The 26,350-nt window shown below is 63.7% G+C and carries 21 protein-coding genes; 7 read left to right on the top strand and 14 right to left on the bottom strand.

Annotation, left to right across the window (positions count from 1 at the left end; genetic code table 11):
* Positions 1 to 218 precede the first annotated feature (218 nt).
* The 7 genes from LXN01_RS11905 to LXN01_RS11875 form a co-directional block, all read right to left on the bottom strand.
* Complete coding sequence (locus LXN01_RS11905) at positions 219 to 1,133, bottom strand: DUF6270 domain-containing protein (RefSeq protein WP_236865427.1); 915 nt, start codon at positions 1,131 to 1,133, stop codon at positions 219 to 221.
* A complete protein-coding gene (locus tag LXN01_RS11900; protein WP_236865426.1) occupies positions 1,130 to 2,194 on the bottom strand; it encodes an ABC transporter ATP-binding protein in 1,065 nt (354 codons plus the stop codon). The genes LXN01_RS11905 and LXN01_RS11900 overlap by 4 nt, the downstream gene beginning before the upstream one ends.
* Positions 2,181 to 3,056 (bottom strand): ABC transporter permease, encoded by an 876-nt coding sequence (locus LXN01_RS11895; protein ID WP_236865425.1) that lies wholly within the window; start codon positions 3,054 to 3,056, stop codon positions 2,181 to 2,183. The genes LXN01_RS11900 and LXN01_RS11895 overlap by 14 nt, the downstream gene beginning before the upstream one ends.
* On the bottom strand, positions 3,053 to 4,801 hold the full coding sequence (locus LXN01_RS11890) for a glycosyltransferase family 4 protein (protein ID WP_236865424.1): 1,749 nt from the start codon (positions 4,799 to 4,801) through the stop codon (positions 3,053 to 3,055). The genes LXN01_RS11895 and LXN01_RS11890 overlap by 4 nt, the downstream gene beginning before the upstream one ends.
* Positions 4,798 to 6,027, bottom strand: a complete 1,230-nt coding sequence (locus tag LXN01_RS11885; protein ID WP_336885273.1) for a glycosyltransferase family 4 protein — start codon at positions 6,025 to 6,027, stop codon at positions 4,798 to 4,800. The genes LXN01_RS11890 and LXN01_RS11885 overlap by 4 nt, the downstream gene beginning before the upstream one ends.
* The gene (locus LXN01_RS16405; protein WP_236865422.1) at positions 6,024 to 6,968 is read right to left on the bottom strand and encodes an MraY family glycosyltransferase; all 945 of its coding nucleotides are present in this window, start codon (positions 6,966 to 6,968) and stop codon (positions 6,024 to 6,026) included. Before LXN01_RS16405 ends, LXN01_RS11885 begins: the two co-directional genes overlap by 4 nt.
* Positions 6,969 to 7,057: 89 nt before the next feature.
* Positions 7,058 to 8,887, bottom strand: a complete 1,830-nt coding sequence (locus tag LXN01_RS11875; protein WP_236865420.1) for a polysaccharide biosynthesis protein — start codon at positions 8,885 to 8,887, stop codon at positions 7,058 to 7,060.
* 434 nt (positions 8,888 to 9,321) lie between these two features.
* Here LXN01_RS11875 and LXN01_RS16400 point away from each other — a divergent pair, with 434 nt between their 5' ends.
* Together LXN01_RS16400 and wecC are read left to right on the top strand one after the other, a co-directional pair.
* Positions 9,322 to 11,088 (top strand): glycosyltransferase family protein, encoded by a 1,767-nt coding sequence (locus tag LXN01_RS16400; protein ID WP_236865418.1) that lies wholly within the window; start codon positions 9,322 to 9,324, stop codon positions 11,086 to 11,088.
* A gap of 25 nt (positions 11,089 to 11,113) precedes the next feature.
* Complete coding sequence (gene wecC / locus LXN01_RS11865) at positions 11,114 to 12,385, top strand: UDP-N-acetyl-D-mannosamine dehydrogenase (protein ID WP_236865416.1); 1,272 nt, start codon at positions 11,114 to 11,116, stop codon at positions 12,383 to 12,385.
* A gap of 82 nt (positions 12,386 to 12,467) precedes the next feature.
* On the opposite strand, the gene LXN01_RS11860 is transcribed toward wecC, so the two are convergent.
* Together LXN01_RS11860 and LXN01_RS11855 are read right to left on the bottom strand one after the other, a co-directional pair.
* Positions 12,468 to 14,234 (bottom strand): hydantoinase B/oxoprolinase family protein, encoded by a 1,767-nt coding sequence (locus LXN01_RS11860; protein ID WP_236865414.1) that lies wholly within the window; start codon positions 14,232 to 14,234, stop codon positions 12,468 to 12,470.
* A gap of 40 nt (positions 14,235 to 14,274) precedes the next feature.
* Positions 14,275 to 16,386 (bottom strand): hydantoinase/oxoprolinase family protein, encoded by a 2,112-nt coding sequence (locus LXN01_RS11855; RefSeq protein WP_236865410.1) that lies wholly within the window; start codon positions 16,384 to 16,386, stop codon positions 14,275 to 14,277.
* A 135-nt stretch (positions 16,387 to 16,521) separates the two neighbouring features.
* Between LXN01_RS11855 and LXN01_RS11850 the strand changes: the two genes are divergently transcribed.
* Positions 16,522 to 17,172, top strand: a complete 651-nt coding sequence (locus LXN01_RS11850; protein WP_236865408.1) for a GntR family transcriptional regulator — start codon at positions 16,522 to 16,524, stop codon at positions 17,170 to 17,172.
* Positions 17,173 to 17,273: 101 nt separating this feature from the next.
* Positions 17,274 to 18,587: an MFS transporter gene (locus tag LXN01_RS11845; protein ID WP_236865407.1), complete on the top strand. Its 1,314-nt coding sequence runs from the start codon at positions 17,274 to 17,276 to the stop codon at positions 18,585 to 18,587.
* Positions 18,588 to 18,627: 40 nt separating this feature from the next.
* Here LXN01_RS11845 and LXN01_RS11840 read toward each other — a convergent pair whose 3' ends face one another.
* The 4 genes from LXN01_RS11840 to LXN01_RS11825 all read right to left on the bottom strand — a co-directional run bounded on the left by LXN01_RS11840 (position 18,628) and on the right by LXN01_RS11825 (position 23,498).
* Positions 18,628 to 19,386 (bottom strand): ABC transporter ATP-binding protein, encoded by a 759-nt coding sequence (locus LXN01_RS11840; protein ID WP_236865406.1) that lies wholly within the window; start codon positions 19,384 to 19,386, stop codon positions 18,628 to 18,630.
* Entirely contained in the window at positions 19,370 to 20,254 is an 885-nt protein-coding gene (locus LXN01_RS11835; protein ID WP_336885269.1) for an ABC transporter permease, read from the bottom strand. Before LXN01_RS11835 ends, LXN01_RS11840 begins: the two co-directional genes overlap by 17 nt.
* Before the next feature lie 29 nt (positions 20,255 to 20,283).
* Complete coding sequence (locus LXN01_RS16395) at positions 20,284 to 21,486, bottom strand: FAD-dependent oxidoreductase (protein WP_236865405.1); 1,203 nt, start codon at positions 21,484 to 21,486, stop codon at positions 20,284 to 20,286.
* Positions 21,487 to 21,770: 284 nt separating this feature from the next.
* Complete coding sequence (locus LXN01_RS11825) at positions 21,771 to 23,498, bottom strand: hypothetical protein (protein WP_236865400.1); 1,728 nt, start codon at positions 23,496 to 23,498, stop codon at positions 21,771 to 21,773.
* Positions 23,499 to 23,627: 129 nt separating this feature from the next.
* Here LXN01_RS11825 and LXN01_RS11820 point away from each other — a divergent pair, with 129 nt between their 5' ends.
* Positions 23,628 to 24,251, top strand: coding sequence for a magnetosome magnetite crystal formation protein family (locus LXN01_RS11820; protein WP_236865398.1), 624 nt, complete (start codon positions 23,628 to 23,630; stop codon positions 24,249 to 24,251).
* Positions 24,252 to 24,381: 130 nt separating this feature from the next.
* The gene (locus tag LXN01_RS11815) at positions 24,382 to 24,882 is read left to right on the top strand and encodes a bifunctional nuclease family protein (protein ID WP_236865396.1); all 501 of its coding nucleotides are present in this window, start codon (positions 24,382 to 24,384) and stop codon (positions 24,880 to 24,882) included.
* Between the two features lie 345 nt (positions 24,883 to 25,227).
* On the opposite strand, the gene LXN01_RS11810 is transcribed toward LXN01_RS11815, so the two are convergent.
* Positions 25,228 to 25,587, bottom strand: coding sequence for a DoxX family protein (locus LXN01_RS11810; RefSeq protein ID WP_236865394.1), 360 nt, complete (start codon positions 25,585 to 25,587; stop codon positions 25,228 to 25,230).
* A 95-nt stretch (positions 25,588 to 25,682) separates the two neighbouring features.
* Between LXN01_RS11810 and LXN01_RS11805 the strand changes: the two genes are divergently transcribed.
* Entirely contained in the window at positions 25,683 to 26,240 is a 558-nt protein-coding gene (locus LXN01_RS11805) for a TetR/AcrR family transcriptional regulator (RefSeq protein ID WP_236865392.1), read from the top strand.
* Positions 26,241 to 26,350 lie beyond the last annotated feature (110 nt).

Genomic DNA, 26,350 nt, shown 5'->3' with positions numbered 1-26,350 from the left:
CCTTCCGCCCAGAGAGCGGATGCCTCGCTTCGCACTGTCGCGGATCCCCCGCTGTCGTCCTCCCCTGATCGCCGCCCAGAATCCGATTTCGCGGGAGCGGAGGGAAGCTTGGGGGCGATGGCCTGCCCCAGCGAATACCGTATCCGCCAGATACTCCGGCGCGCGGCAGAGAATGATCTGCTCATGTGTGCGGTTCTCCAATCACACGTGCTGGACGGTCAGCTGTCTTCATGTCTCCGGCTCGCAATCGCACAGATCTCGGCGGCTATGGAAACGTAATCCTGGCCTCGGTAATGGTAAGGTTCGGGGCCCCACTTGTGTTCGGGATCGATCCGCAGGGCGCTGGACTCTCTGCGGACGCGGGTACCGAGGCGGCGATGAGCGTGGCCGGTGTAACGCTGCAATCGCTCATTGGCTTCAAAGGCTCGCCGCGCGAAAGATTCGGCCTGGGTTTCGCTGATCTCCTGTGCGGCTTTCAGTGATTGGGCGAGACCCGCGCCCTGCTGGAGCCGACGGACGCTGTTCCTGGCCCGCCGCTGCCCTCTACGGACGCGGCGGCCCAAAGTGCTGCGGAGGCTTGTGCTCGGATAGGGGTGGCCGCTCAACGCTGCCGCCCACTCGATGTCCAGCAAGACGGAAGTTGCCAGCAGACCCGCGTCCGCCAGTTCCTGCACCTGGCTGTCGAAGGCCCTCGACCACAGGGAGAAGTGCTCGTCTGTGCCGAACTCGATCAGGCGCGCCCCGAGTTCCGGTGCCCGACTCTCCATTCCGGTACGCGACGCCTCCACCGAGTTGGTCAGGAACGATCCGTCGGGGAACTGCCAGACGCCTCGCCTCTCATCGACGAGGTCGATGAGAATGACGTCCGGTTCTGCTCCGATCAGACGTTGGACGGCGTCCCCGCGCTGATCACCTTCATACATCTTCGCCTGGAAGGGCGAGTCGAGCGAGTCCGAGGAGAATGTTGCTTCCCCAACCGGCTGAAGCGAGACGATCGCGGACTGCCGTGCCACATAAGCCTCGACGATCGGACCGGAGATGTACTCGCACGTATCACGGCTGACGCACGATCCGAAGATCGCGATCCGTTGAGTATTCGTGCATTCGGCTTTCTGAGTCACGTCAGCGCTCATCGTCTCTTCGCGTGACGTGCCACGGGAGTTTCCTCCGCAGGTGGTCTCAGGACGATCTGGTTCTCGGAGATCACGGGAAGCATATCGGTCTCTATGGTCGGCCGGCGCACGGGAATCGGCTCCCGTTCGGGGACCACGCTCCTCGACCGGTGGCGTGGGGAGATGCGAACCCGCGAGGAGTGGCGGGGCTCCTCCATATGCATCGGGGACGTTGACAGGACGTGCACAGATTCCGCTTCCCCCTCTTCGACCGCCTGTGTCAGCAGCTTCTCAGCGGTCTCGTGGTTCCCTTTGGCCAGATTCCAGGCCCACCAGCGGTATTTCTCGGCGACGTGTTCGGCCTCACCGTCCATGACGACCTCGCCCTTGTGGAGCCACACCGCGCGGGTGCATAGGTCCTGGATGACCTTTGCCGCATGGTTGACGAGGAATACAGTGCCGGCATCTTCCAGCATCTGGCTCATCGCCTGTTCGCTTCGCTCGGCGAAGGTCGCGTCCCCCGTCGACAACGCCTCGTCGATGAGCAGGATGGACGGCCTCGCGGCGACCGCGATGGCAAACCGGAGCCGCGATCCCATGCCGGAGGAATACGACCCCATCGGACGGTAAACCGCGTCTCCCAGCGCGGAGAGCTCGACGACTTCGTCGAATGCCGCGTCCGCCTGCTCCGGACTCATGCCCATCGCCAGACATCCGAGCCGGATGTTCGCCGCGCCGGAGAGCGACGACTGCAGCGCGGCATTCACACCCAGAAGCGTCGGCTGCCGTCGCGCAAGGATTCTGCCCTCGTCGGGGCGCTCCACCCCGGCGATGAGCCGAAGGAGAGTCGATTTCCCGGAGCCGTTGGCGCCGATCACTCCGACGAACTCGCCTCGCCGCGCGACGAGGCTGACGCCCTTCAGAGCATGCACCCTCTCCTTGGAGCCCAGGCCGAGCAGCTTGCGGGTGGCTCGGTCCAGCGGTCGCCTGCTGCCCGAGCCGCTGGTTCGCACCGTATAGCTCATGTGGACGTTCTCGACGACGACCGAAGCGTCGCGCGCACGGGGGTCAAGCTCGGCCATAGGTCTCCTCCCCCCGGTAGAAGAAGAGGAATCCGAAGATCAGGAAGCTGATCGCCCACCCCGTCCCGAGCAGCCACATCCAGATGGGCGAGTCGACGCCGTACAGAAGGGAGTTGCGCACGATCTGGAGATAGGAGTACATCGGATTGATCTTCATGATCGCCGTGAGGACCGGCTGCTCGACAAACCGGTCGATCGAGAAGAAGACGCCCGAGGCGTACAGCCAGAAGCGAGCGCCCACCTGGATGATGTTCACGAAGTCCGGAACCATATGGCACAGCCGAGCCACGATGAACGCACACCCCTGCGCGAACAGCACCTGAAGCGCAAAACACGGAACTATCAGGAGGACTCGCCATGTGATGTTCTCCATTGGTGGAAAGAGGAGGATGACGACCACCATCACCACGAATGTGGGGAGGAAGTTCATGACCTCGCGTACCACCACCGAAATCGGCAGAGCCGCCCGGGGAAACGAGAACGCTTTGATCATCGACTGACCGCTGCGAATGGATTGGGCGCCCCCGGTCACGCTGCGCATGGTGAACTGGAAGAAGAACACGCCGATGAGCAGGTATCCGACGAAGTTCTCTATGCCACGCGAGGTATTGAGCAGGTATCCGAAGATGAAGTAATAACCGAGGCCATTCAGCAGCGGATTCAGCACCAGCCAGGCGTAGCCCAACAGATTCCGCCGCGTTGTTCCGGCGACCTTCGCCCTCGACTCGGCCAGGATGAAGTGGCGCCGCTTCCACAGCTGTTCGAAATAGATATCCGGTGGGGTACGCCGGCCGACGTCTCCCAACGTCCACGACGGAACTGTGATCGACGTCTTGAGTTGCGCGGGATCGATCTGAGTCACAAGCTCCCTCCCACTTCCAGCCCAAGGCCCTCGTACAGTTCAGCGTAGGCACGTCCGACTCCGTCCCAGCGCCTTTCGCGCCTGACGAAATCCCGCCCCGCAGCGGCAAGCGCTGCTCGGGTGTCCTCGTCCCTACCCAACCACGTGAGTGTATCGGCTAGTGCACAAGCGTCTCCCGGTGGCACAGAAATAAATGCCCCGGGAGGCAAAGACTCGGTCAGAGCTGGCAGGTCGCTGAGGACGACAGGACGCCCGAAGCCTGCGGCTTCGACCGGCTTCAGCGGAGTCACCAGGCTGCAGACCGGGTCGTCCCTGCGCGGCACCACGAACACGTCCAGGCACCGAACGAGGCTGTGAGCGTGGGACTGCGGCACTCGACCCGTGAAAACCGCCGCTGCTCCGAGCGGCCTCGCCTGCTCGCGCAGAGCAGGCAGCTCCACGCCGTCGCCGACCACGAGGAGTCTGAGGTCGACGCCTGCGCTGCGCACTTTTTCGACCGCATCGACCAGAACGTCGAGTCCTTCGTATCCCACGATTGACGCCGCAGTGCCCACCCACACGCCGTCACGCGGAAGGCCCTGCTCCGCCCGCACCTGGCCGGCAGGGATCGAAACATCGGCCTGCAGGACCGAGGCGCTCACCGCGTTCGGAGCTACCAGAATCTTGTCCTCGTTGACGCCACGCCGCACGAGCTCCGCCGCCATCGTCTGTCCGAGAGTGATAACCCGATCGGCTGCGAGCGCGACCTCTGTCTCGCGGTCACGGAAGAGCGAGAATCGCTCGCTGCCTCGAACTGCTTGGTTTTCCTCTGCCGTGCCGCGACCTGCCGCCCAGGTCTCCTCGAGCACTCCGCGCACCTCATAGATCCAGGGAAGCCCGAGGTGCTCAGCGGCTGCCCTCGTTGCGACTCCATTGACGAAATGGGTCGTCGTATGGAGTGCTTTGGCATCCGACCCCCTCGCCACGCCGGCCAAGAACTCCGCCTGCTTCTCAATCCGCTCCTCGACGGTCCTGCCGTGGTTCCAGGGGACGTCACGTACATACGTCACCCCGTCGACGATGTCGTGGTCGCGCCAGGAGAAACGGCCGACGGACACTGGATAGCTCGTTCTCGTCGTCCCCAACACGCCAACACCCGTCCCCTGCACCGCCTGCAGGATTGCGTGAGTCCGGAGGGTGTAGCCCGACTGCGTATGCGGCAGCGAGTTCGTCAGAGAGAAGACGACATCCGCCTTCGGCACCTGCGTGACGTCGCGACTCCGAGTGACAGCCGGGTACCACCCACGAGCGAAAGCGGCTCGCTCCGACTCCAGCCGGGACCGCGGTCTCCCGCGAGGCGCCGCAGCGATGGAACCGGTCATGTCTCCGAGGTACCCGGCAATTCGAGCCCGCAGGGCCCGCGCACCGCTACCGGTCCCTGCCACTGCCGCGAACTGCTCCGCCTCGTCACGCATTCCTACGTGGAGTGCGATCTCACCGAGGACGCGCGCTGAGATCCCTCGCGTCTTGCCTGTCGCAGCCCGCACGACCTTCCGCGCCTCCGACAGGTCACCGCCGAGCCACAATCCGGTCGCCTGCACGGCCGGGTGCTTCCGCTTGGAAAGGAGCCTGCCCACTCCCTTGGAGTACATCCGAGGCAGCCTGCGCGATGCCTGCATGCCGAAGAAGACCGGATCGGATGTCACATGTTCGGCGATCACCCTGCTGAGGGTCACCGCCTGCCTGAAGACGAAAGACGCGCTCATGCCACGCACTCCTCCAGCAGCGACAAGTACGCCCCGAGCTGGGAGTCGGGAGACGCGTTCCGATGCAACCAGGCCTGAGCCTCGGGAGAGGGGCGCAAGCTGCCCGCGGTTGAGCTCAGCGATTTCAGCAGCTCCTTCAATCTTTGCTCGTTCCCAGGAGGAACAACGTGTCCCGCTCCTGACTGCTCCACAATCTGGGCAGATTCGCCCGCGAGGATCCCAGTGATGTGTACGCCGCGCGCCATGAGCGTGTAGAGCTTCGAGGGCACCGTGTATTCGTGGGCCGGGACATCGGCAAGGCTCACGAGCCCTGAATCCGCCCATCGCCAGAGGTCTTCGAGTTCCTCGCCCGTAGTCTGAGGGGAGAAGCGGATCCGGTCGGACGTGGGAGCAGCGAGCACTTCCAGCGCCGGTTTCGCGGCTCCTGCCCCGACGATCCGCAATTCGACGTTCGGCACGGCTCGCACGGCCCTGACGACCATGTCCAGGCCCTGGGAGCGGCCTACGGTTCCGACGTAGAGCAGGCGCAGCGGATCACCGGCGGCGCGATCGCGGTATTGGGCGCTCGGCCTGTACGGAACTGCAGTGTTGCGGATGCAGACAACCTGCCGCAGCCCCCGGGCGCGGAGTCTTCCCGCAAAGCCCTCGGTCGTGACCACCACGGCGTCCGCCCGCCTTTCTGCCCAGTCGAACAGTGCAGGAAGCCCGCGCTGTTCGATCGCCTCGGCAAGAGCCCCGGGAACGAGTCCCCTGCTCATCTTGCGCACCAGATGCAGATCGCCGATCAGGTCCGGCCAAGCATCCCGCATCTCTGCGACATGCGGGACTTCCAGCATCCTCGCAATGGCGTCTCCGGTGAACAGCATCGGCAGGCCGGGCGAGGTGGAGATGACAACGTCGGGCGGATTGCCTCTCAGCGTGGTGCCGACCAGACAGGCGGCGGTTGACGACACGCTCTGGTCGAACAGCTGCCGGATCATCGACGACGAACACGGCACGTACGGCAGACGCAGGATCCGCTCCCCCAGCGTTCCGTCCTCCCATTCCAGAATTCGCGTGCCCTGGGCGCCCAGCGCCGCTGCCGTCCCATGCGGGTAGTGCGGCACCGGCGTGCACACTGCGACCTGGTGCCCCGCCGCGATGAAACCACTGACCAGCTCGCGCCAGCGACGCTGTGGCGCACCGAGCTCGGGCGGATAGAAGTGTGTGAGCAGGAGGATCCTCACGAGGCCACGCTCGCTTCCCGTGCGCGGGCCCGAACCATCGCCGGCAGGTTGGCGTAGATCAGTACGACAACAAGCAGCAACGGGAGCACCACGGACGTCATCACGGGATGAGGATAGGCCAGCAGAGGCGCGGTGATCAGGCATGACAACAGCGTGAGACCCGAGTAGACACCTGCCACCTGTTCATGCCCCAGGCCGGCCTGCTGCGCCTTCTGGTAGAGATGCCAGCGATGTGCCTGGAACAGATTCTCACGAGCATAGAGCCGTCGAGCGAGGGTTAGACCTACGTCGAAGAACAGGAGCAGCAGAGGCGCACCCACCAGCAGGAAGTCTGTTCCCTGGGCCATCAGGTAGGTGGCGAGCACAGCAACGGAGCCGCCGATTCCGTAGCTTCCCACGTCGCCGAGGAACGCGCGCGCTCGACCTATATTGTCTGGCAGGAAGCCGGCAGCGGCAGCGGCCAGAGCTGTCGAGATCACGGCGGCGGCCGGCTCGTCGACGGCAAGGGCAACCACTGCGTACCAATAGCCGGTGACGACTGTCCAGGATGCGGTCAATCCGTTCAACCCGTCCATGAAGTTCACTGCGTTCACAGTGGAGACGACCATCAGGGTTACTGCTGCGATGGCGAAAAGCCCGTGACCGTGCAGCCAGCCGAGCGCGCCGGCGAAGAGCACCGCAATCAGGACCTGGAAAACCAGCCGAGGCCCGGCGGACATGGAGCCGAGATCGTCCATGAACCCAAGCACACTGAAGCACCACGTGATCAGGACGAACAGACCGATGACCACGACCGCGCTGAACATCGTGATGTCGCCGGTGAGCAGGCCGATCGTTCCACCTACAGCACTTCCCACCGTGACACCCGCCCCGACAGCCAGTCCTCCCCCGCGCACCACCGGACGCAGATGGCTGGACCGGGCAGAAGGCACGTCGATCACCCCGAAGCGCCGGAGCAGCGGGATGAGAACGCGACAAGCTGCGAAACTTGCAAGGCATGCGACAGCGGCGCTGACCAGGAGGGCCAAACTCACGCCAGGTCCCGCGCCGGCCGCTCTCGAACTGTCGAACACAACATCTCTCGCAGCTCCGCTCGAAGATGTCTCCTCTGGTCCTCCGAGGCGCGCGCCTCGGTCATCGACAGCAATTCTCTGATTGTCCCCACGTCAATAGGTTCAATAGGAACCTGCGTGATCAGAGGGTGCGAAGGACGAACGTCAACCTCATCGCTCCCCAACCGCTGCTCCAGGAGCTTTTCGCCCGGTCTCAGCCCGGTGTAGACGATTTCGACTCCGGTGCGGCCGCTGAGCGCGATCACGCGCTTCGCCAGGTCCTCGATGCTGACGAGATCACCCATGTCCAGGACCAAGCTTTCGCCAGGTCGTCCGATTGCCCCGGCTTGCAGTACCAGCTCGCATGCTTCAGCCGCGGTCATGAAGTAACGTTTTGCTCCCGGCGCTGTCACAGTCACCGGTCCACCGGCAGAAACCTGCGTCACGAAGGTGCCGAGAACAGACCCTCGCGAACCCAACACGTTACCGAACCTGACGGAGATGAAATTCCGACCGGTTTCTGCGGCCATCGAAGCGACCACCCGCTCGGTGATGAGCTTCGTCGCTCCGAGGACCGATGTGGGATCGGCGGCCTTGTCGGTCGAGATGTGCACGAAGCGCTCGACGCCGACGTCCCGAGCGGCTTCCAGCAGCGCCAAACTGGCCCCGACGTTCGTCTTGATCGCTTCGTCGGGAAATCGTTCCAAGAAGGTCAGGTGCTTGAGCGCGGCGGCGTGGAAGACGATGTCCGGCCGAACCTCGTCGAAAAGGGCCTGAACGAAGGAGCGGTCGCGCAAGTCTCCGAGGATCAGGTTGTCACTGGTCAACGGGGCAGCACCATCAAGCACCAATTGCGTAGCGTGAAGCCCGGACTCATCGCGATCTGTCATGACCAGACGTCCCGGAGCGAACCGAGAGATCTGCGAGCACAGGAATGAGCCAATCGAACCGCCAGCACCCGTCACCAGCACAGTTCTGCCATCCAGATAGGAAGAGATGGACTCGATGTCGGTGTGAATAGGCTGTCTGCCTATCAGGTCATCGAGTTCTACAGATCGGAAGCTGCCCGGTCTCAGCGCGATCGCCGAAGTACTCGACACTTCCCTATGGCGAATGTCAGTAGCGTCGAACTCCGGTAGGACCTTGACATCAACGTTTGCCTCCGCCGACGCTTTCATCAGGCGATCGAGCTTGCCCGGGTCGATGGTGGGAATCGCGATGATCAAAGTCTGGGCGCCGGTTCGTTCGATCGCACGACTGACGTCGCCAAGGGAGCCCAAGACGCGAACACCGTCTGCCCGCAGATGCCGCTTGCCCGGGTCGTCATCAAGCATGCCAGCTGCCACGTACTCTTCGCGAGGATCGTCCCGGATGACTCGCAACGCCAGCATCCCATGAGCGCCTGCGCCCACAATGAGTGCGGATTTAGCGTGGCCGGATTTGCCGCGTTGCCGGTAGCGCATGGTTGAGCGGGTCCAGTTGATGACTCCGATGGTCACCACTGTCATTGCCGCAGCTGAGACGGGTGTGCTCATCGGCACCAGGGGTCGACCAGGTTGAAAGGCGTTGAGCAAATACATGATGCCGCAGGCCACAGCGACCATACCTCCGATGGCCACGAGCTCATCGGCAGATTCCTTCGGGTAGCGGCCGCGGTATGTCTGCCACGAACCAGCGACCACAACGGTCAGAAAGGCAATCGCCGAGCAGATCGCAATGCCTGGGTAATTCGGTGCAGCGAGGGCAAAGTCGTATCGCGCAAGCGAGATGATCCAGATGAACGTCGCAAAGATCAGACCATCAGTCACAGCACGGACTGCAGCCCGCTGGGGCTTCTTCCGAGCGGGGACATCCCGCGGATCGAGGAGCTGAACTTCTGTCACTGCTCGCCCGGGATTGTCTGGCAGACCTCATCCGAACAGGCGCTCACAGCAGAAATCAGCTTCTCCTCTAGACAACTGGGACCGGCGGTCCACACATGAAGATGCAGACTGCATGTATCGAGTCTGGAAAGGCTCTGTATACTCGGCATAGCCTACGCTAAGTCGTGAGTTTTTCCAGAATGCCGAGTGACCCGCTCCCCTTGCCCCAAACAATCGATGCCGCCCGGAGAACAGTGATTCCAGCCCCACGCAGCCCGGAAGCCGCGCTCTCGTCAGTTCGGAAGGCATTCTGGCACCTCCGAACAGGCGGCCCGGGGCAGGTACGGACCTGGTGGTCGAGAAGGAACACTAGGCGAGCGGTGAGCGCGAACAACGACGTCGAACTTCCACTCGAGCAGAGGTACCCCGAGTACCAGCCGCGAGAACGCCGCCCGGTCTTCTCGACGATTCGAGTCGGCACCATCCTCGATGAGTTCTCCCACCGCGCCTTCGCGTACGAATGGGATATCGTCCCGTTGACTCGGGAAGGATGGCACTCTCAGCTGGACGAGGTCGGGTTCGTCTTCATCGAGTCTGCTTGGAACGGAAACGCCGGTCAGTGGCAGTACCAGCTCACAGGCGCCTCGGGCGTGAAGCCGGACTTCACAGCTCTTATGGAGGAGTGCCGGAAGCGCGGCATTCCCACAGTGTTCTGGAACAAGGAGGACCCCCCGCATTTCAACGACTTCCTCGGCGCCGCTCGCCTGTTCGACTTCGTCTTCACATCCGATTCGCGGCTGCTCGAGCGTTATCGCGAAGAGCTGGGCCACGACAACATCGGCGTCCTGAGTTTCGCGGCCCAGCCGGCGATTCACAATCCCGAACGCCTGCAGCACGGCCATCAGAGCCGAGATGTGGCCTTCGCCGGCATGTATTTCGCTCACAAGTTCCCCGAGCGGCGAGAACAGATGGAATGGCTCCTGGGAGCAGCGGCTGACGTCACTCCCCGGATGGAGCACGGCCTCGAGATCTTCTCCCGCCAGCTCGGCGGTGACGAGCGATACCAGTTCCCGGGCGAGCTCTCCGACCACGTCGTCGGATCGCTCCGCTACTCGCACATGCTGACGGCGTACAAGGCGTACAAGACGTTCCTCAACGTCAACTCCGTCATCGACTCGCCGAGCATGTGCGCACGGCGAGTCTTCGAGATCACCGCCTCGGGCACTCCGGTCGTGACTGCTCCGAGCGCGGGAACTGCGGGGTTCTTTCCGCCGGATGAAGTGTTCCAGCCGCACACCCGAGAGGAAGCGCGGGACCTGCTTCGCGGGATCGTGCGCAGTCCTGAGCTGCGCGACAGAACCGTGCACAAGGCGCAGCGGCGGATCTGGCGCGAACACACCTACACCCATCGAGCGATGACGGTGATGGATGCCGCCGGCATCGACCACCCCACGCCATTCTCGAAGTCCATTTCAGTGCTCGTGTCCACCAACCGCCCGCATCAGGTGCAAGATGTGCTCGAGTCCGTCGCGAAGCAGAGTCACGAGAACACGGAACTCGTGCTCCTCACCCATGGCTTCGAGCTCTCCCCAGCAGAGCTCCGGGCTCAGGCGGAGGGCTGGGGCATCCGCTCTCTGGTCCTTCTCAGTGCTGACAGCTCAGTCCTGCTGGGCGAGTGCCTCAATCGAGCAGTTCGCGCTGCCGGCGGCGACATCCTTACCAAGATGGACGATGATGACATGTACGGCGCGCACTATCTCACCGACCAAGCCGCGGCCCTCAGGTACTCGGGAGCGGAGATGGTCGGCAAGCAGGCGCACTATCTTCACCTCCGTGGCCGCGAAATGGTCATGCTCCGTTTCCCCGAAAGAGAGCACAAGTTCACCGACCTGGTGATGGGGCCGACGATGATGGCGCCTCGGGACGTTTTTTACGATCTCGGATTCGCCGATGTACAACGGGGCGAGGATACTGATCTCCAGCGAAGGCTGGTGAGATCCGGAGGAGCGATCTACTCCGCCGACCGGTTCAACTTTGTACAGGTCCGCGGCGACCACGAGCATACGTGGCAGGTTGACGATGCTGTGCTGATCGCGAACAGCGACGTCCACACCTTCGGATTCGCCCCGGACCACTACTTTTTCTGAAAATGTCCAGACTAGAAGGAGCACCATGATCAGAGCCGAATCGGTTCCAGCCGCACACAACGTCGCCGTCGTCGGCCTGGGCTACATCGGCTTGCCGACTGCAGCTGTTCTCGCAAGCGCGGGGGCAGATGTGACCGGCGTCGACATCAACCAGCGCACCGTCGACTTCGTCAACAATGGGGAGGTCCCGTTCGTCGAACCGGAGCTGGGCACGGTCCTCGCCGGCGCGGTGAGCCAGGGGCGCCTCCGCGCCAGCCTTGAAGTTCCCTCGGCCGATGCCTACATCGTCGCGGTCCCCACCCCGTTCAAGGGCGACCACGAGCCGGATCTGTCCTACATCCAGGCAGCGGCGGAATCCATCGCACCCACGCTCAATGGCGGCGAACTCGTCATCTTGGAGAGCACTTCCCCTCCGGGAGCCACAGAATTCATGGCTCAGGCGATTCTCGACAAGCGAAGCGACCTCACTCTCGAGGCGGACCGACCGAACACTGTGTACTTTGCGCACTGTCCGGAACGCGTGCTTCCCGGCCGGATCATGATCGAGCTGCGCACCAATGACCGAATCGTCGGCACGCTCAACGGAAATGCCGGAGAACGCGCTCGGGATCTCTACCAGCTGTTCTGCGACGGCGAGTTCTTGATGACTGACGCGCGCACGGCTGAGATGGCGAAGCTCACGGAGAACGCCTATCGCGATGTGAACATTGCTTTCGCCAACGAGCTCTCGGTCATCGCTTCCAAGCTCAACATCGATGTTTGGGAGCTCATCGAGCTGTCCAACCACCACCCGCGCGTCAACATCTTGCAGCCTGGCCCCGGCGTGGGTGGGCATTGCATCGCCGTGGACCCGTGGTTCATCGTGTCCGCGGCCCCGGAAGACGCGCGTCTGATCCGCAACGCCCGCGAGGTCAATGACAGCAAGCCGGAGTTCGTGCTCAATCACGTGCTTCCGAAGGCGGAGCGGTTCAAGGACCCTGTCATCGCGGCGCTCGGCCTGGCATTCAAGCCGGACATCGATGATCTCCGCGAGAGCCCGGCCCTCAACATCGTCAAGAGCCTCTCCGACCGCCTGCCCAGCGGCTGCATCCTGGCCGTCGAGCCGAACATCGAAGAGCTGCCAGCCAGCCTCACAGAGAAGGGCAACGTCGAGCTTGCGGAGTTCGAGGACGCTCTCGATCGAGCCGACATCATTCTGCTGCTGGTGGACCACACGGAGTTCAAGAACTACAACCCGCGCGGGCTCAACAGCAAGATCGTCTACGACACCCGCGGAGCATGGCGCTCACTGAGGTGATCCCTTAAACCATCGGTGCCCCTGAACCGATTTCAGTCGCTTTCAGGGGCACTGGTGTTTTGAATGGCACTCAGCTACCGAGTCATGCGCGAAGGCGTGCCGTCTTCTCTTCGTTGATGCAGAACATTTGCTCCGTCCGCACGAACGCATCGAGCGGACCGTTGTACTCTATGACGACTCCGTAGTCGTCCCGCGCGCTCTCGATGCTTACATATCCGTTAATCACATCAGCCAGGACACGATCAACCGGTCGCTTCCGGGGATCGCCATACCCTCCGCCCCCTGGAAAATTGAGGTTCACCTCAGCGTCATCCCCCAGGAATACTTGTCTCTTTCTCGGGAGGGCCTCACCCGTGGATACACGGGTGAACGATCCAGGCCGTCCTGGACCACCACCCGCAGCACCCGACGCTGGATAGTCGACTCGGTCGATGTTGGCATTGACGGACCACGCACCCTTCCCTCGCCTACGCACGCGCAGTCTTTGGCTCACTCCTCCGCGGTGTTCTCCCGGCCCTGCGGAATCTGGCAATAGTTCACGAGTGGTCTGAACGATTGGGGTGTGAGATTCCAGAATTTCGGTGGGTGCGGCTCGAACGCCTGTAGGAAAGCCGGTCGTCGTGAGTCCGTCCTTCCGAGGTCGACCGCCGCTGCCGCCCGCTCCGAAAGAGGTGAGCGTGAAGTAGGACTGGCCGTCTTCTTCGTCTGTGACACCGCGCCAGACTGTCATCCACAGCGCATCTGCGCTCGCTGCGGGGAGCCCCTGCGGGACGGCGGGGCGAAGCGCCTCGAAGACAAGACTGGGCAGGAAGTGACCGACGAGATGACGGGACGCGACCGGAGCGGGCTCAAGACAGTTGAGGACTGATCCTTCGGGTGCGTGGGTCGCAACAGGACGAAACGAACCTTCATTGTGCGGAATGTCCGGCGATAGTGCCGCCTTAACCGCAAAAGAGGTGTAAGCGCGGGTGTAGTTCAGGACCACGTTGACGCCGTGCTTCGATTGAGGAGATGAACCGGTGTAGTCGACTCTGATCGAGTCTCCTTCAACGGTGACCGCCACGGCGAGCACAAGCGATGCGTCACCAAATCCGTCAATCTGCATCGTCGCGGGGTAATGCCCATCGACGAGCTCCGCGATTCGACTGCGGAGAGCGTTCTCAGAGCGGTCCATGATGGCGGAAGCGACTCCGTCGATCTCATCAAGCCCATGTTCGTCCATAAGCGCGAATAGGCTACGTGCTCCCACCTGGTTCGAAGCGACTTGAGCGTAGATGTCACCCATGGTCTCGTCCGGTGTTCTCACGTTCGAGCGAATGATCTCCTCAAGTGTTCGGTTCGGCCCCGCCGCCGTCCGCAGTTTCATGATCGGAAGTCGGAGGCCCTCCTCGTAAACCTCCCGTGCTTCGGCGGAAAGGATCTTTCCGCCTATATCCGGGGAGTGGCAGCAACTCGCGAACCACGCGATGAGAGAGCCGTTGCGGAAGAAGGGTGTAGCAATCGTGATGTCATTGATCTGGCCAGCAGTCATCCATGGATCGTTAGTGATGAGGACATCGCCGTCCGACAATTGATTAGGCGGGAACCGCGCAACGATGTGCTCCATTCCCGTAGCCATCGCGTTGATGTGCCCGGGAGTTCCTGAGGAGGATTGGCCGATCATTCTGCCACGGGAGTCGAAAACCGCACATGCCAGGTCGTAAGACTCCCGGACTACCGGGCTGAAAGCCGTATTGATTAGCGCGGATTGTTGCTCGTCAAGGATCGAATGGAGTCTGTTGGCCACGAGTCCAACGACTACGGGGTCCGCCTTGTCCGTCTGAGTCGGAGCTGCCTGGATTTCATTCATCGCCGATTCCCCCAGCGCAGATGGGTTCGTACCATTCGTTTCATGAGGTCGGTCCTTTGTCTGCTCCGAGCTCAACCCGGATTGCCTGGTCGTCCAGAACGAGGCAGTGGCCACCGGGTGGAATCACCAGCGTGGATTCAGGCTCTTCGACGAGCGCTGGACCCGTGATTTCAGCACCGGGGCACAGGAGATGCCGGTCGTACACATTCACTTCTTGGTACCCAGTGTCAGGACCGAATTTGGCACTGCGTCGGCCCTTCACCGCGGTGTCTGCAATCCTGGTCGACGAGAATGCGAGAGCTTGATGCGGGTCAGGCCCGGTAGCTCGAACTCGCCATGTAAGGACCTCAACGCCCACGCCCTCCGGAGCAACGGGTCCGAAGCGCCGGCGGTACGCGTCGTAAAACTCGCGTTCGAGCTCCACGTGCCAATCTGCCGTCTCGGTGACGGGAGGAGCGAATACCTCAATTTCCGCGCCCTGCCCCTCAAACCGCATCTCCACGCTCCGGGCGAACGAAATATCTCCGGTTGCCACTCCCGATGATTCAAGCAATTCCGCCGACTCTTCCTCGAGCGAGCCGAAGAGCGCTTCCGCGACACGCGGTAGCGAGTCGTCCAGTCGAGAATACCGTGAGCGGACGACGTCAATTGAGGGCGGCGCGGCGAGGAACCCGAGTGTACTGAGCACCCCGGCTGCAGGCGGAACGATGTAGGACGGACTCCCCAGTGCCTGCGCGACACCAGGCCCGTGGAGCGGTCCATTGCCACCGGAGACGAAGAGCGGCAGTCGGTCGACATCGCGACCGCGCTCGATTGCATGCACTCGGGCGGCGTCGGCCATGTTCGCATTCACAGTCGCGTGAATTCCCCAAGCGGCATCCTCCACCGTAATGCCCAGGGGCTGCGCAATTTGCGTCCGGAGCGCCTCGCGGGACGATTCCACATCGAGGATCATCCGCCCACCCAAGAAGCTCGCTGAGTCGAGCAGTCCAAGCACCAGGTCCGCATCTGTCACAGTCACGGAGTCACCACCCTGCCCATAGCAGACGGGCCCAGGTTCCGATCCTGCCGAATCCGGCCCTACCGAGATCAGGCCCAGAGAATTGACTCGAGCAATTGAGCCGCCACCCGCTCCAATCTCGATCATGTCGATAACGGGGGCCCGAACAGGGAGGCCCGACCCGGGTTTGAGCTTGTAGACCCGGTTGACTTCGAAAGCGTGAGTGAGCAGCGGTTCAGCATCCTCAATCATGCAGAGTTTGGCGGTTGTGCCGCCCATGTCGAAGGCGAGCAGATCGGAATCTCCCGTTCTACGCCCAAATGCGACAGCGCCCAGAGCTCCACCGGCGGGTCCTGATTCGAGCATGCGAATGGGAAACCGCTGAGCCACCTCGATCGCGGTGACTCCTCCATTGGACAGCATGATCATTGGAGCGTCCCGCACGCCCAACGTGTGCAGACCCTCGCGGAGCTCAGCAAGGTAATCCTCGACCACTCCTTGTACATAGACGTTTGCGATCGTGGTGCTGAATCGCTCGTACTCACGCACCTCTGGATTAATGTCACTTGACAGTGCCACCCGGAGTCTCGGAGCCACGTCATTAATCACTTCGCGAGCCTGCTGTTCATGCTCCGGGTTCATGTGGCTGTGGAGAAAACACACGGCCACTGCCTCTACGCCCGCCGCTACAAATTCCTTCGCGACGGTTGCAACACGGTCCTCATCGAGGGGGACGTGGACTTGACCCGTCGCGAGAATCCGTTCCGGCACTCCAATCCGCAGGTTCCGCGGCACGAGCGGCACCGGCATCTCGATTTCCAGGTCATAGAGATCGTAGCGATGTTCACGACCCATTTCGATGACGTCGCGGAAACCCTCCGTCGTGAGCATCGCAGTTCGCGCCCCTCGCCTTTCGATCAGTGCGTTCGTCACTAACGTCGTCCCGTGGACTAGCCGTCCGATTCGGGACGCGTGGATCTCGTGCGTCCGCAGGAGTTCACCAAGTGCGTCGATGACGCCCTGCGCAGGGGAACCATGTGTTGTCAGCGACTTTCCAACAGCGACAATTCCGGTCGGATCGAGCACAGACAGGTCAGTGAAAGTCCCACCGATGTCGATTCCTACGCGTAGCGACGGCTCGTCTGCGGTCATGATTCCCCGATCCCAGGTTGGGTGCGCCCCCGATAGACTGTTGCTGGCATCCTGCTAGATCGTCGGACGATCTGCAAGCTTTTCGTTATCTGGGTCACGTGTTTCCGCGTGAGAACTACAAACACTAGGAGGACCGTGACTTCCCTCCAGTCAGAATCGGGCGCGGCCTCGCGAGTAGCCAACGAAATTCGGGGCTGGATAGTCAAGGGTGAATTGCAGCCCGGGGCAAAGCTCGCGGAAGAACGGATGCGCGCCCAGCTCGCGGTCTCCCGCAGCACCTTACGGGAAGGCTTCCAGCTGCTCGTACGGGAACGCCTCGTCGTCCACGTTCTCAGTTCCGGCTTCTTCGTACGCCGACTTGCGCGAGAGGACATCGCGGATCTCATGGCGACCCGTGAGGTGGTTGAGTGTGGCGCCCTCTGGACAGTAAATGAGGTTGAGGCATCGAGTTTGGATCGAGTTGAAACTGCCGTAGTGGCTGGGCAAACGGCGAGGGAGTCGGAGCACTGGCAGGCCGTCGCTGCCGCAAGCATCGAGTTCCATCGCGGACTGGTGGCCCTCGCCGGCTCGGCCCGGCTCGACTACCTCATCGCCCAAATACTCGCCGAATTCCGACTGGCCTACGGCTATATGGAAGATCCCCTCGCCTTCCACGTGACGTACTTGCGGAAGCACGAAACTATTCTGAAACTGCTCAAGGAGAATGCCGCACATGCGGCGGCGGAGTACCTCCGGAGTTACCTAACTAGCTCGCGCATCGACCTCCTCGTACGAGTTCCCGAGTAGAAGCGTTGTGGGCCACGCCCGTTTATTGTTTTCGTCAGACAATCGGTCTACAGTGCTGTGAACCAGATCACATAAAGGCCTGTTGATTGCGAGGTTGCCCGATGCAGACCCAACCCCAGACCGCAGTTCCTGCGGCACCGTCACCCGCATTGGTTCGTCGCGCCACCATCGGGGCGTCGATCGGCAGTGTGGTCGAATGGTTCGACGTGGCTCTGTACGGCTATCTGGCGGTCATCATTGGTGAGGTGTTCTTCCACTCGGAGGATCCGACCTCTGCACTGTTGAGTTCGTTTGCCGTCTTCGCCTCCGCATTCATCGTGCGTCCACTGGGAGGATTGTTCTTCGGCGCTCTAGGCGATCGCATCGGTCGGAAGAATACTCTCGCCGCCGTGATCCTCACAGCGTCTCTAGCGACGTTCGGGATAGGCCTGCTGCCTGGCTTCGACACCATCGGAGTCGCCGCACCTGTCTTGCTTGTGGTGCTCCGTTTGGTGCAAGGATTCTCGGCGGGCGGTGAAATGGGCGGTGCCTCTGCATTTGTCGCTGAGTATGCACCGAAGGAGCGGCGCGGCTACTACGTCAGCTTCGTCGAAATGGGATGCATAATGGGCTTCCTCCTGGGCGCGGCCACCGTACTCGCGATGAATCTCGTGTTCACCGAGGGGCAAATGCACGCGTGGGGATGGCGCATTCCATTCCTAGTGGCTGCGCCGCTGGGAATCGTCGGTCTATACATCCGGTCCCGACTCGAAGAAACCCCCGAATTCGTAGCCCTACAGAATGCAGGGCAAGTAAAGAAAAACCCTCTGAAGGAAACCGTTGTCCATCACTGGCGTGCGGTCCTCATTGTCGGTGCGTTCGCGCTTTTCCAGAATGTCGCGATCTACATCGTTCTCACCTACGTTCCCACGCATCTCACCGTGAGCGCTGGATTCAGCTCACTCACGGGGTCCCTTTCCGCCGTCATCACGATGGCGGTGCTATGCGCGATGATTCCGGTGACCGGTTGGCTCTCCGACCGCGTGGGTCGCCGCCCTGTGCTGCTATCAGCTTGCGTGTCATCGCTGATCCTTGCCGTACCGATGTTCCTTGCGATGGAAATCGGGAATCCGACAATAGCGGTACTCGCCCATGTCGTATTGGGCCTGTCGCTGAGCTTCTTCTTGGGGCCGGTGCTCGCCGCCGCGAACGAACTCTTCACCACAGACGTGCGCTACGGAGGATTCTCCTTAGGGTACAACCTGTCGGTGTCGCTCTTCGGTGGGACCGCTCCGTTCGTGGTGACTCTTATGATCGCCCAGACCGGCTTTACCGCTTCACCGGGTGTTTACATCGGCATTGCAGCGATCGTTACTGGGCTGGTTGTGTTCTCCGTCAAGGAAAGTGCACCCCGTATCGTAGCGCAACAGCAATAGATCAGCTGTAAGGCATTGCTGGCCAAGCGGACGCTCCAAGTCACCGGTAGTTCTCGTACTCCTTGACGACGTCGTCGGTCTCGCCGTCGGCGCGGAGGTCGCCCTTCTCGATCCAGATGGTGCGGTTGCAGGTGTCGCGGATCGACCGCATGGAGTGGGACACCAGGAACACGGTTCCGGCTCGCTCGCGGATCTCCCGGATCCGCCTCTCGCTCTTCTTCTGGAAGTCGCGATCGCCCACGCTCAGCGCCTCGTCGACGATGAGGATCTCGTGCTGCTTGGCCGTCGCGATCGCGAACTTGAGGCGCGCGGACATACCGGAGGAGTAGGTGCGCATGGGCATGTCGATGAAGTCCTTGAGACCGGTGAACTCGACGATCTCGTCGTACTGCTCCTCGATCTCCTCACGGTCCATACCCATCGCCAGACCGCCCAGGATGATGTTGTTGCCGCCCGACAAGTCCGGGATCAGCGCGGCCCCCACGCCCAGCAGGTTGGGCCGCGACTTGGCGTAGACCGCTCCCTGGGAGGGTGGAGTCAGGCCGGTGAGGGTGCGCATGAGCGTCGACTTGCCGGAGCCGTTGGTGCCGATGATGCCGATCGACTCATTGGCCCGTGCGACGAAGGACACGCCCTTGAGGGCATGGATGGTGCGCATCTCCCGCCCGCGCTGCAGCAGTCCGCTGGCCACGCTGGGCTTGACCCGCTTGCCGGTCGCCAGCGTCTTGAAGTGCACGTGGACGTTGTCGCAGATCACCACGGGCTGCCCGGTCTGCGCCTGCTCAGTTCTCTCGCCCATACCGCTCCTCAGCCTTCCAGAAGAACACGATGCCCACGACCAGGATCACGACCGCCCAGAGCGCCAGCTTCCACCAGTAGTCCCACGGGATGGTGTACTCATCCAGCAGGATCCCGCGGGCGATCGACAGCACTTCGTGCAGCGGGTGCCAGTCGTAGATTTGCATGAGGGTCGGGTACGGCTCCAGCACTGTCCGCGGGTCGAAGAACACGCCGGAGGTGTAGAAGATCATCCGGGAGATGAACGGGATGAACTGACTGAGATCCCGCACGTGCACCGTCAGCCGGGCGAAGATCAGCGCCACACCCTGGTTGAACAGGTAGAACAGGAAGATCAGCGGGATGAACAGCAGCCAGCCCCAGTTGGGGCGCGCCCCCCACATCATGGTGAGGACGAACATCAGCAGCAGGGTGGGCAGGAAGTTCAGCAGGTTCTGCAGCACGGTGGCGATCGGCAGCACCATCCGCGGGAACGGCAAAGACTGGACGAGCGAGCTGTTGCTGATGATCGATTTCGCTCCCCCGTTCATCGAGGTGTTGAAGAACTCGAGGAAGAACACGCCGATGATCAGGAACGGCACGAAGTTCTCCGGCCTGGCGCCGGCCAGGATGATGCCGAACACCAGTCCGTAGACGAGTGCGGACAGGATGGGCCGCAGGAGCACCCACAGCATGCCCAGCCGGTTGCGCTCGTTCTCGCTCTGCATCCGGTAGCGGGCGAGCGTGAAGGTGAAGTCCCGCCGCCGCCACACCTGCTGGAGGTATGACCACAGAGACGGCCGAGCGCCCATCCGGTGCAACGAGTGCTCGGCTGCCAATTGAGGCATGTTCATGGAGTGCTGGACACTCTCCTTCGGGATTTGGGTCATGCGTGATTGTATGCCACGAGCATGCCCGGCTATCGGCCCCGTGCGCGGGCGCGCATGTCGAAGTCGTCGGCCTCGACCTCGTCGCGGGTCGGGACCTGCGGCTGGGCGAGTACCTTCTTCGCCGCGTTGTGCAGCTGCGGCGTGCCGAGAGTCTCGACGCCGACCAGCGGGGAGTCCGAGGCGTCGCCGGCGAACAGGGCGACCTGGAACGACTTCGCATCCGGCTCACCCAGGACCACGGGAGTGCCGGTGGTCCTGCCGGCGGACATTCCTGCGGTGAATACCCGGACCGGGCCCTGGAAGCTCCAGTGCCAGGGGATGTCGGCCCACGCCTCGGCGGCGGTGCCGGTCAGACGCTTGCCCAGCCAGCGGCCCTGGGACCCGGCCATCGGCTCGGACTCCAGCCGCCCGTAGGCGGCCATGGGCCCCGCGGTGATGCGCGAGGCGTCGCCGAGCGCGTAGACGTCCGGCGCCACCCGCAGGCATTCGTCGACGTGGAGGGCGCCGGTGATCTCGCGCGGCAGTGCGGCGGGCAGGAACTCCGTGTTCGCCTGCGCGCCGATCGCCACCAGCCACAGCTCGTGGAGGGCATAGTCGTCCGGAGTGGAGTCGGGAACGAACTTCACCCCGGCCCGCGCGTGCAGGTCCATCAGGGTGGTGGCCGTCTCGGTGCTCAGGTACGACAGCGGGCGGTCGCGGCGCAGGTAGACGGTGGCGTGGTGACCGGCCTCGACGGCTCCGCGGGCGAGCTCGAGGGCCAGGTAACCGGAGCCGACGATGCCGATGTCCACGCCGGTCAGCGGCTGCCGGGTGAAGGACTCGTAGGCGGAGGCGGCAAGGGAGCTGCGGATCGCCTCGGCGTCGGCCAGCGAGTGGAGGGTGAAGGCCGGGCCGCCGGGCAGCTGACCGGGGTAGGGCAGGCCGGTCATGCCGGTGGCGATGACCAGCTGGGAGTACTCGATGTCGGTGGTGTCATCGACGGTCACGGTGCGGGCGGACGGGTCGGCGGCGGTGACGGTGCCCTGCCGGTACTCGAGTCCGTGCGCGGCGCCTGCCAGCGGCACGGTGTCCAGCGTCTCCTTGAACAGGGACTTCGACAGCGGAGGCAGCTCGCAGGTGGCCTCCGGGACGGCGTCGATGAGCGTCACCTCGGCTCCGGCGGCGAGCAGTTCGCGCGCACACGAGCTGCCCGCCATCCCGGCACCGAGGACGACGATAGGTGAGTGAAGCACCCGGGCAGTCTACGCCTCGGTGATTCTCGGATTCTTGAGCGTTCGATCAGGATCCTCGGGTCGCGCGGCCCGGTCCGGCGGGGCCGCAGAGTTTCGGTCGCCGCCTGTGGGGTGGTTCTGTTCACGCGGCTCGCGCCGTCTCACGGCAAGGCAGGTTGGCGCTTTCACCACCTGACCAGGGCTGATAGCGAGAGTCGTCGTGGCATATATCACGTCCTTCGAGAATGTAAGTAATTTAGATATGAACTAAATGACCAAAATGTGGTCTTTGTCACAGGCGGAGGTTAGCTTGAAAGAGCAATATGCACTCCATTACTCAACCAAAGGTGATTGAAATGAAACGGAATGCTTTGCTTGCTCCAGCCGTGGTTGCCGCGGCAATCGGAGCCTTCGGATTCGGCTCTGTAGCTCTCACTCCGGCTGTGGCCCTGGCGGCTGAGACATCGGAGGCCGGCAGCGGTGGTGCCGGCGGAAGCGGCGGGACCGGCGGAGACAGCGTCATCGGCGACGCTGGCAATGGCGGTGACGGCGGCTCTGGCGGCGACGGCGGCGACAGCAGCGGCGAGAGCGCTGGTGGCGGCGGCGGCACGGGCGGCTCCGGCGGCGGCGGCGGTGGAACTGTCGCCGGCGATGCCGGATCCGGCGGATCCGGCGGATCCGGTGGTGACGGCGGCAGCAGCCGCGAAGGCGGCGGCGGTGGCGGCGGAGCCGGCGCCGGCGGCGGAGGCGGCGGCAGCACTGTCGTCGGCGATGCCGGTGCCGGCGGATCCGGCGGATCCGGTGGTGACGGCGGCAGCAGCCGCGAAGGCGGCGGCGGTGGCGGCGGTGCCGGCGCCGGCGGCGGTGGCGGCGGCAGCACTGTCGTCGGCGATGCCGGTGACGGCGGATCCGGCGGATCCGGTGGTGACGGCGGCAGCAGCCGCGACGGCGGCGGCGGGGGCGGCGGTGCCGGCGCCGGCGGCGGTGGCGGCGGCAGCCCTGTCGTCGGCGATGCCGGTGCCGGCGGATCCGGCGGATCCGGTGGTGACGGCGGCAGCAGCCGCGAAGGTGACGGCGGTGGCGGCGGCACCGGTGGCGGTGGCGGCGAAGGCGGCGGCACTGTAGTCGGCGATGCCGGTGACGGCGGCGACGGCGGATCCGGTGGCGACGGCGGTAACAGCCGCGACGGTGACGGAGGCGACGGCGGCGACGGCGGTGCCGGTGGCGACGGCGGAGACAGCGTCATCGGTGACGCCGGTGACGGCGGTGCCGGTGGTGACGGCGGCGAAGGCGGCGACAGCCGGAACGGTGACGCCGGCAACGGCGGCGACGGCGGTGCCGGTGGCGACGGCGGCGAAACTGTCATCGGTGACGGCGGCGACGCCGGCGATGGTGGTGACGGTGGCGACGGCGGCGATGACCGCGACCGGGACCGGGATCGTGACCGCGATCGGGATCGGGATCGGGATCGGGATCGTGACCGGGATCGTGACCACGACCACGACTGGGACCGCGATCGGGACCGGGATCGGGGCCACGACCACGACGATGACGGTAGGGACGGACGTGACGGCCGCGATGGACGTGACGGGCGCGACGGCCGCGATGGACGCGACGGCCATCAGGGCGACAACTACTACATCGAGGGCGACCGGTACTACTACTTCTTCGAGGGTGAGTGGTACTACTACGAGGGCGATGAGTGGTGCTACGACGCCGCCGGCGATCGGTACTACTTCTTCGAGGACGATGTCGACAGCACCTCCGTCGTCGGATTCGAGTACGAAGTCGTAGCGGCAGCCGAGGACGACGACCACGAGGTCGTTGCGGCCGACGATGACGTCACCGCAGCTGATGACGACTCGTACCTGCCGCGGACCGGCAGCGAGCTGACCGGCCTGGCCGCCGGTGCCGGACTCCTCGCGTTCGGTGCGGCGACGGTGCTCATCACCCGTCGTCGGGGCGCCAAGACCGACCCGACCAGCGTCTGAGCACGCTGATCGGAATCGGCGGCCCGGGTGACACCAGGCCATAGTCCGGCGCAGTGCCCGTGGACAACGCAGTCCGCGGGCACTGTGCTGTTCGCGGGCATTGCGCTGTTCGCTGCGGCTTCGGGGTGGCCTCGGAATCCTGTGCGATTGATTCCGGATACTCTCGGCACCATGACTCACCACAACGACTTCGATTCCGCCGGGCCGGTTCCGGGGCCGATGCCCAATCACGCGGCAGCACCCGGGCAGGCCTACGGTTCACCGGCGTACGCCTCGGCGCCGGGCGGGTACGGTGCCGCCGCGCACGGCCTTGCACCCACGTCTGCAGGCGAGCACTATGCTGCTCCTGTCCGGCCGCAGGCGACCGGCCGGATCGCCTGGGGACTGGGCTTCCTGGCCTACATCCCGATCCCGATCATCGGGCAGCTGATCGGGGCGATCGCCATGATCGCCCCGTACCCCTCGCTGCGTCGCAAGGGTGAGGTGGCGCAGGGCAACGGCAGGAACGCGGCGAACTGGGGAATCACGTACATCTTCGTCACGATCGTGCTGCTGGGCGGCGCGCTCATCGCCGTGCTGGCGGGCCAGCAGCAGGGTGAGCCGCTGCCGACCTGGGCTATCGCGACAGCCGGCACGCTCGCGGGACTGTGGATCTTCGCCCTCAACATCACGCACGTCGTGCTGCTCATCATCGGGCTGGTCAAGGCCGGCAGCGGTCAGGTGTTCGAGTGCAGGCTCGCGCTCTCGTTCATCAGCAGGCCCCGGCCTGAGCTGGGGCGTCCTTCCGAGATCTGACGGCTGACGGCTGACCGCAGTTCGAAAGTGGAGCCATAGCATCTGCGTTCGGGCCACCGCAGCTCCGACGACGATCGAAGGCACAAGCGGTACGATGAATGTCCGCCCGACGATCCGTTGGAGGTCTCCCGTGATACGCGTGAAGGTCTACGGCGTCGCTGTCGACGTCAGTCAACAGCCGGTGATCCTGTTGCAGGCGATCGGCGACCCGGAGCGAGCCGGCAGGGTGATGCCGGTCTGGATCGGTCCGCAGGAGGCGACGTCCATCCTGGTGGCCGTGCAGGGCGCATCGATCGGCCGCCCGCTGTCCCACGACCTCATGGCGACGCTCCTGCGCTCGACCGACAGCCGCATCGACTACGTGGTGATCCCCCGCATCACAGAAGGCACCTTCTACGCCGAGATCGCGCTGGTCACCCCCAAGGGCACCGAGACGCTGGATGCCCGCCCCTCCGATGCGATCGCTCTGGCGTCACGCGTGGATGCGCCGCTGTGGGTCGCCGAGGACGTCTACGACCAGGTCAGCGTCGAGACCGAGGTCCAATCCGAGGACGAGGAAGAGGAGATCGCCCAGTTCCGCGACTTCGTCGAGCACGTGGACCCGGAAGAGTTCCAGAAGTGGACTGACTGAGGGTTCGACTGTCGCGGCGGCGAGATCTAGCCGGTCGAGCGACAGTCCGAGGTGGTGGTTCCTGCCCCACCGGAACCCCTGTGCCCCACGTCGCTCGGTCCCCCGCGGGTGCCTTTGTGCGGCTCCACGATCAGCCGTAGCCGGCTCACCCGGACCGTGGCGACCATGAGGAGCGACAACGACGCAATGAAGAGCCGTGCGACTTCCTCCTCCCCGACGTCAGGACCCGCGACATCGACCCGGAATCCTCGCGCGCTGAGGCTGCCGCCGTTGAGGAAGGTCACCTCGGCGTCAAACTCCGCCCGCAATCCAGAGGGCAAACACTCCGAGTTTTGAGGTCGAGGTTCAGACGAGGAAGCAGAAGGTGGCGGTGGCAAGGCAGATCACCAGCATTCCGGTGGCGTTGACGAAGAGATTGCGGCCGAAGTCGTGAGCACGGATGTGCATCGCAATGGCGAGGACGAAATACACGATCAGACAGGCAGCCGTCAGCGCCGCCAGGCCGGGAATCCAGATCCCGAGGATCAGACCCGCCGTTGCTGCGAACTTGATCGGCGGGGTGATCCACCACCAGCGACGCGGGAAGTAAACGTCCTCGAAGCATTGCGCGATGAACTCCACGGGTTTGATGCACAAGAGCCCGTCGATGAACGAGATGATCGCCAGCACGATGACCGGCCATACAGGATCCGGTAGGAGCGTCATGCGAAAAAACATACCATACAGTGTGGTATGGTAGCTAGGGTTTCACGAGCCCGCATAGAAGATGATGGGGCCGCAGCTGGAAGGATAGACGGGGAATGAGTACTTCCAAGACGCGCTGGCTCGACGAGGGTATTCGAATGCTCACTGAGAGCGGACCGTCGGCTCTGCGCATCGACCGGATCGCCCCGAGGGTGGGCCTGTCCAAAGGCTCGTTCCATCATCACTTCGACGGCGCGGAGGGGTACAAGAAGGAGCTGCTCGCCCACTTCGAACACCTGGCCACCGAGTCGCTGGAGAAGGCGATCGACAGTGTCGGGGTCGGCGCCTCCGCTCGCGAGGTACTCGTCCACCTCACGGAGCTCCTGAGCCCCAGGGAACCCGGCCTCTACCGTCCTGAGACGGACCGAGCGGTCCGCGCGTGGGCGGCATCGGACGCGGACGCCCGAGCCACCCTCGCGTGCGTCGATCGCGCTCGGCTCGATGCGCTGGAAGGAGTGTGGCGCCGCGCCTCAGCCGACGAGGAGAACGTGCGCCTCAGCGCCCTGCTCCCCTACCTGGTGTTCGTTGGGGCCAACTCGATCGTGCCCTCGGTCGACAGCGACGACCTGCGAGGAGTCTACGAGCTCCTCCTGCCCCTCGCGCCGGAGGAGTGAGCAGGTCCGGTTGACCCGTGCAGCCGACCGAGTCGGACTTCTCCCCCCGAGCGAGCTGCCCGGACTCAGCGCAGCGCCCGGGCCACCTCGCGGCGCTTGGCCTGCTCGAC

Source organism: Brevibacterium daeguense (genome assembly GCF_021729135.1).
In the GTDB taxonomy this organism is placed as follows: Bacteria; Actinomycetota; Actinomycetes; order Actinomycetales; family Brevibacteriaceae; genus Brevibacterium; species Brevibacterium daeguense.
This window is presented reverse-complemented; position numbering and strand designations above follow the sequence as displayed.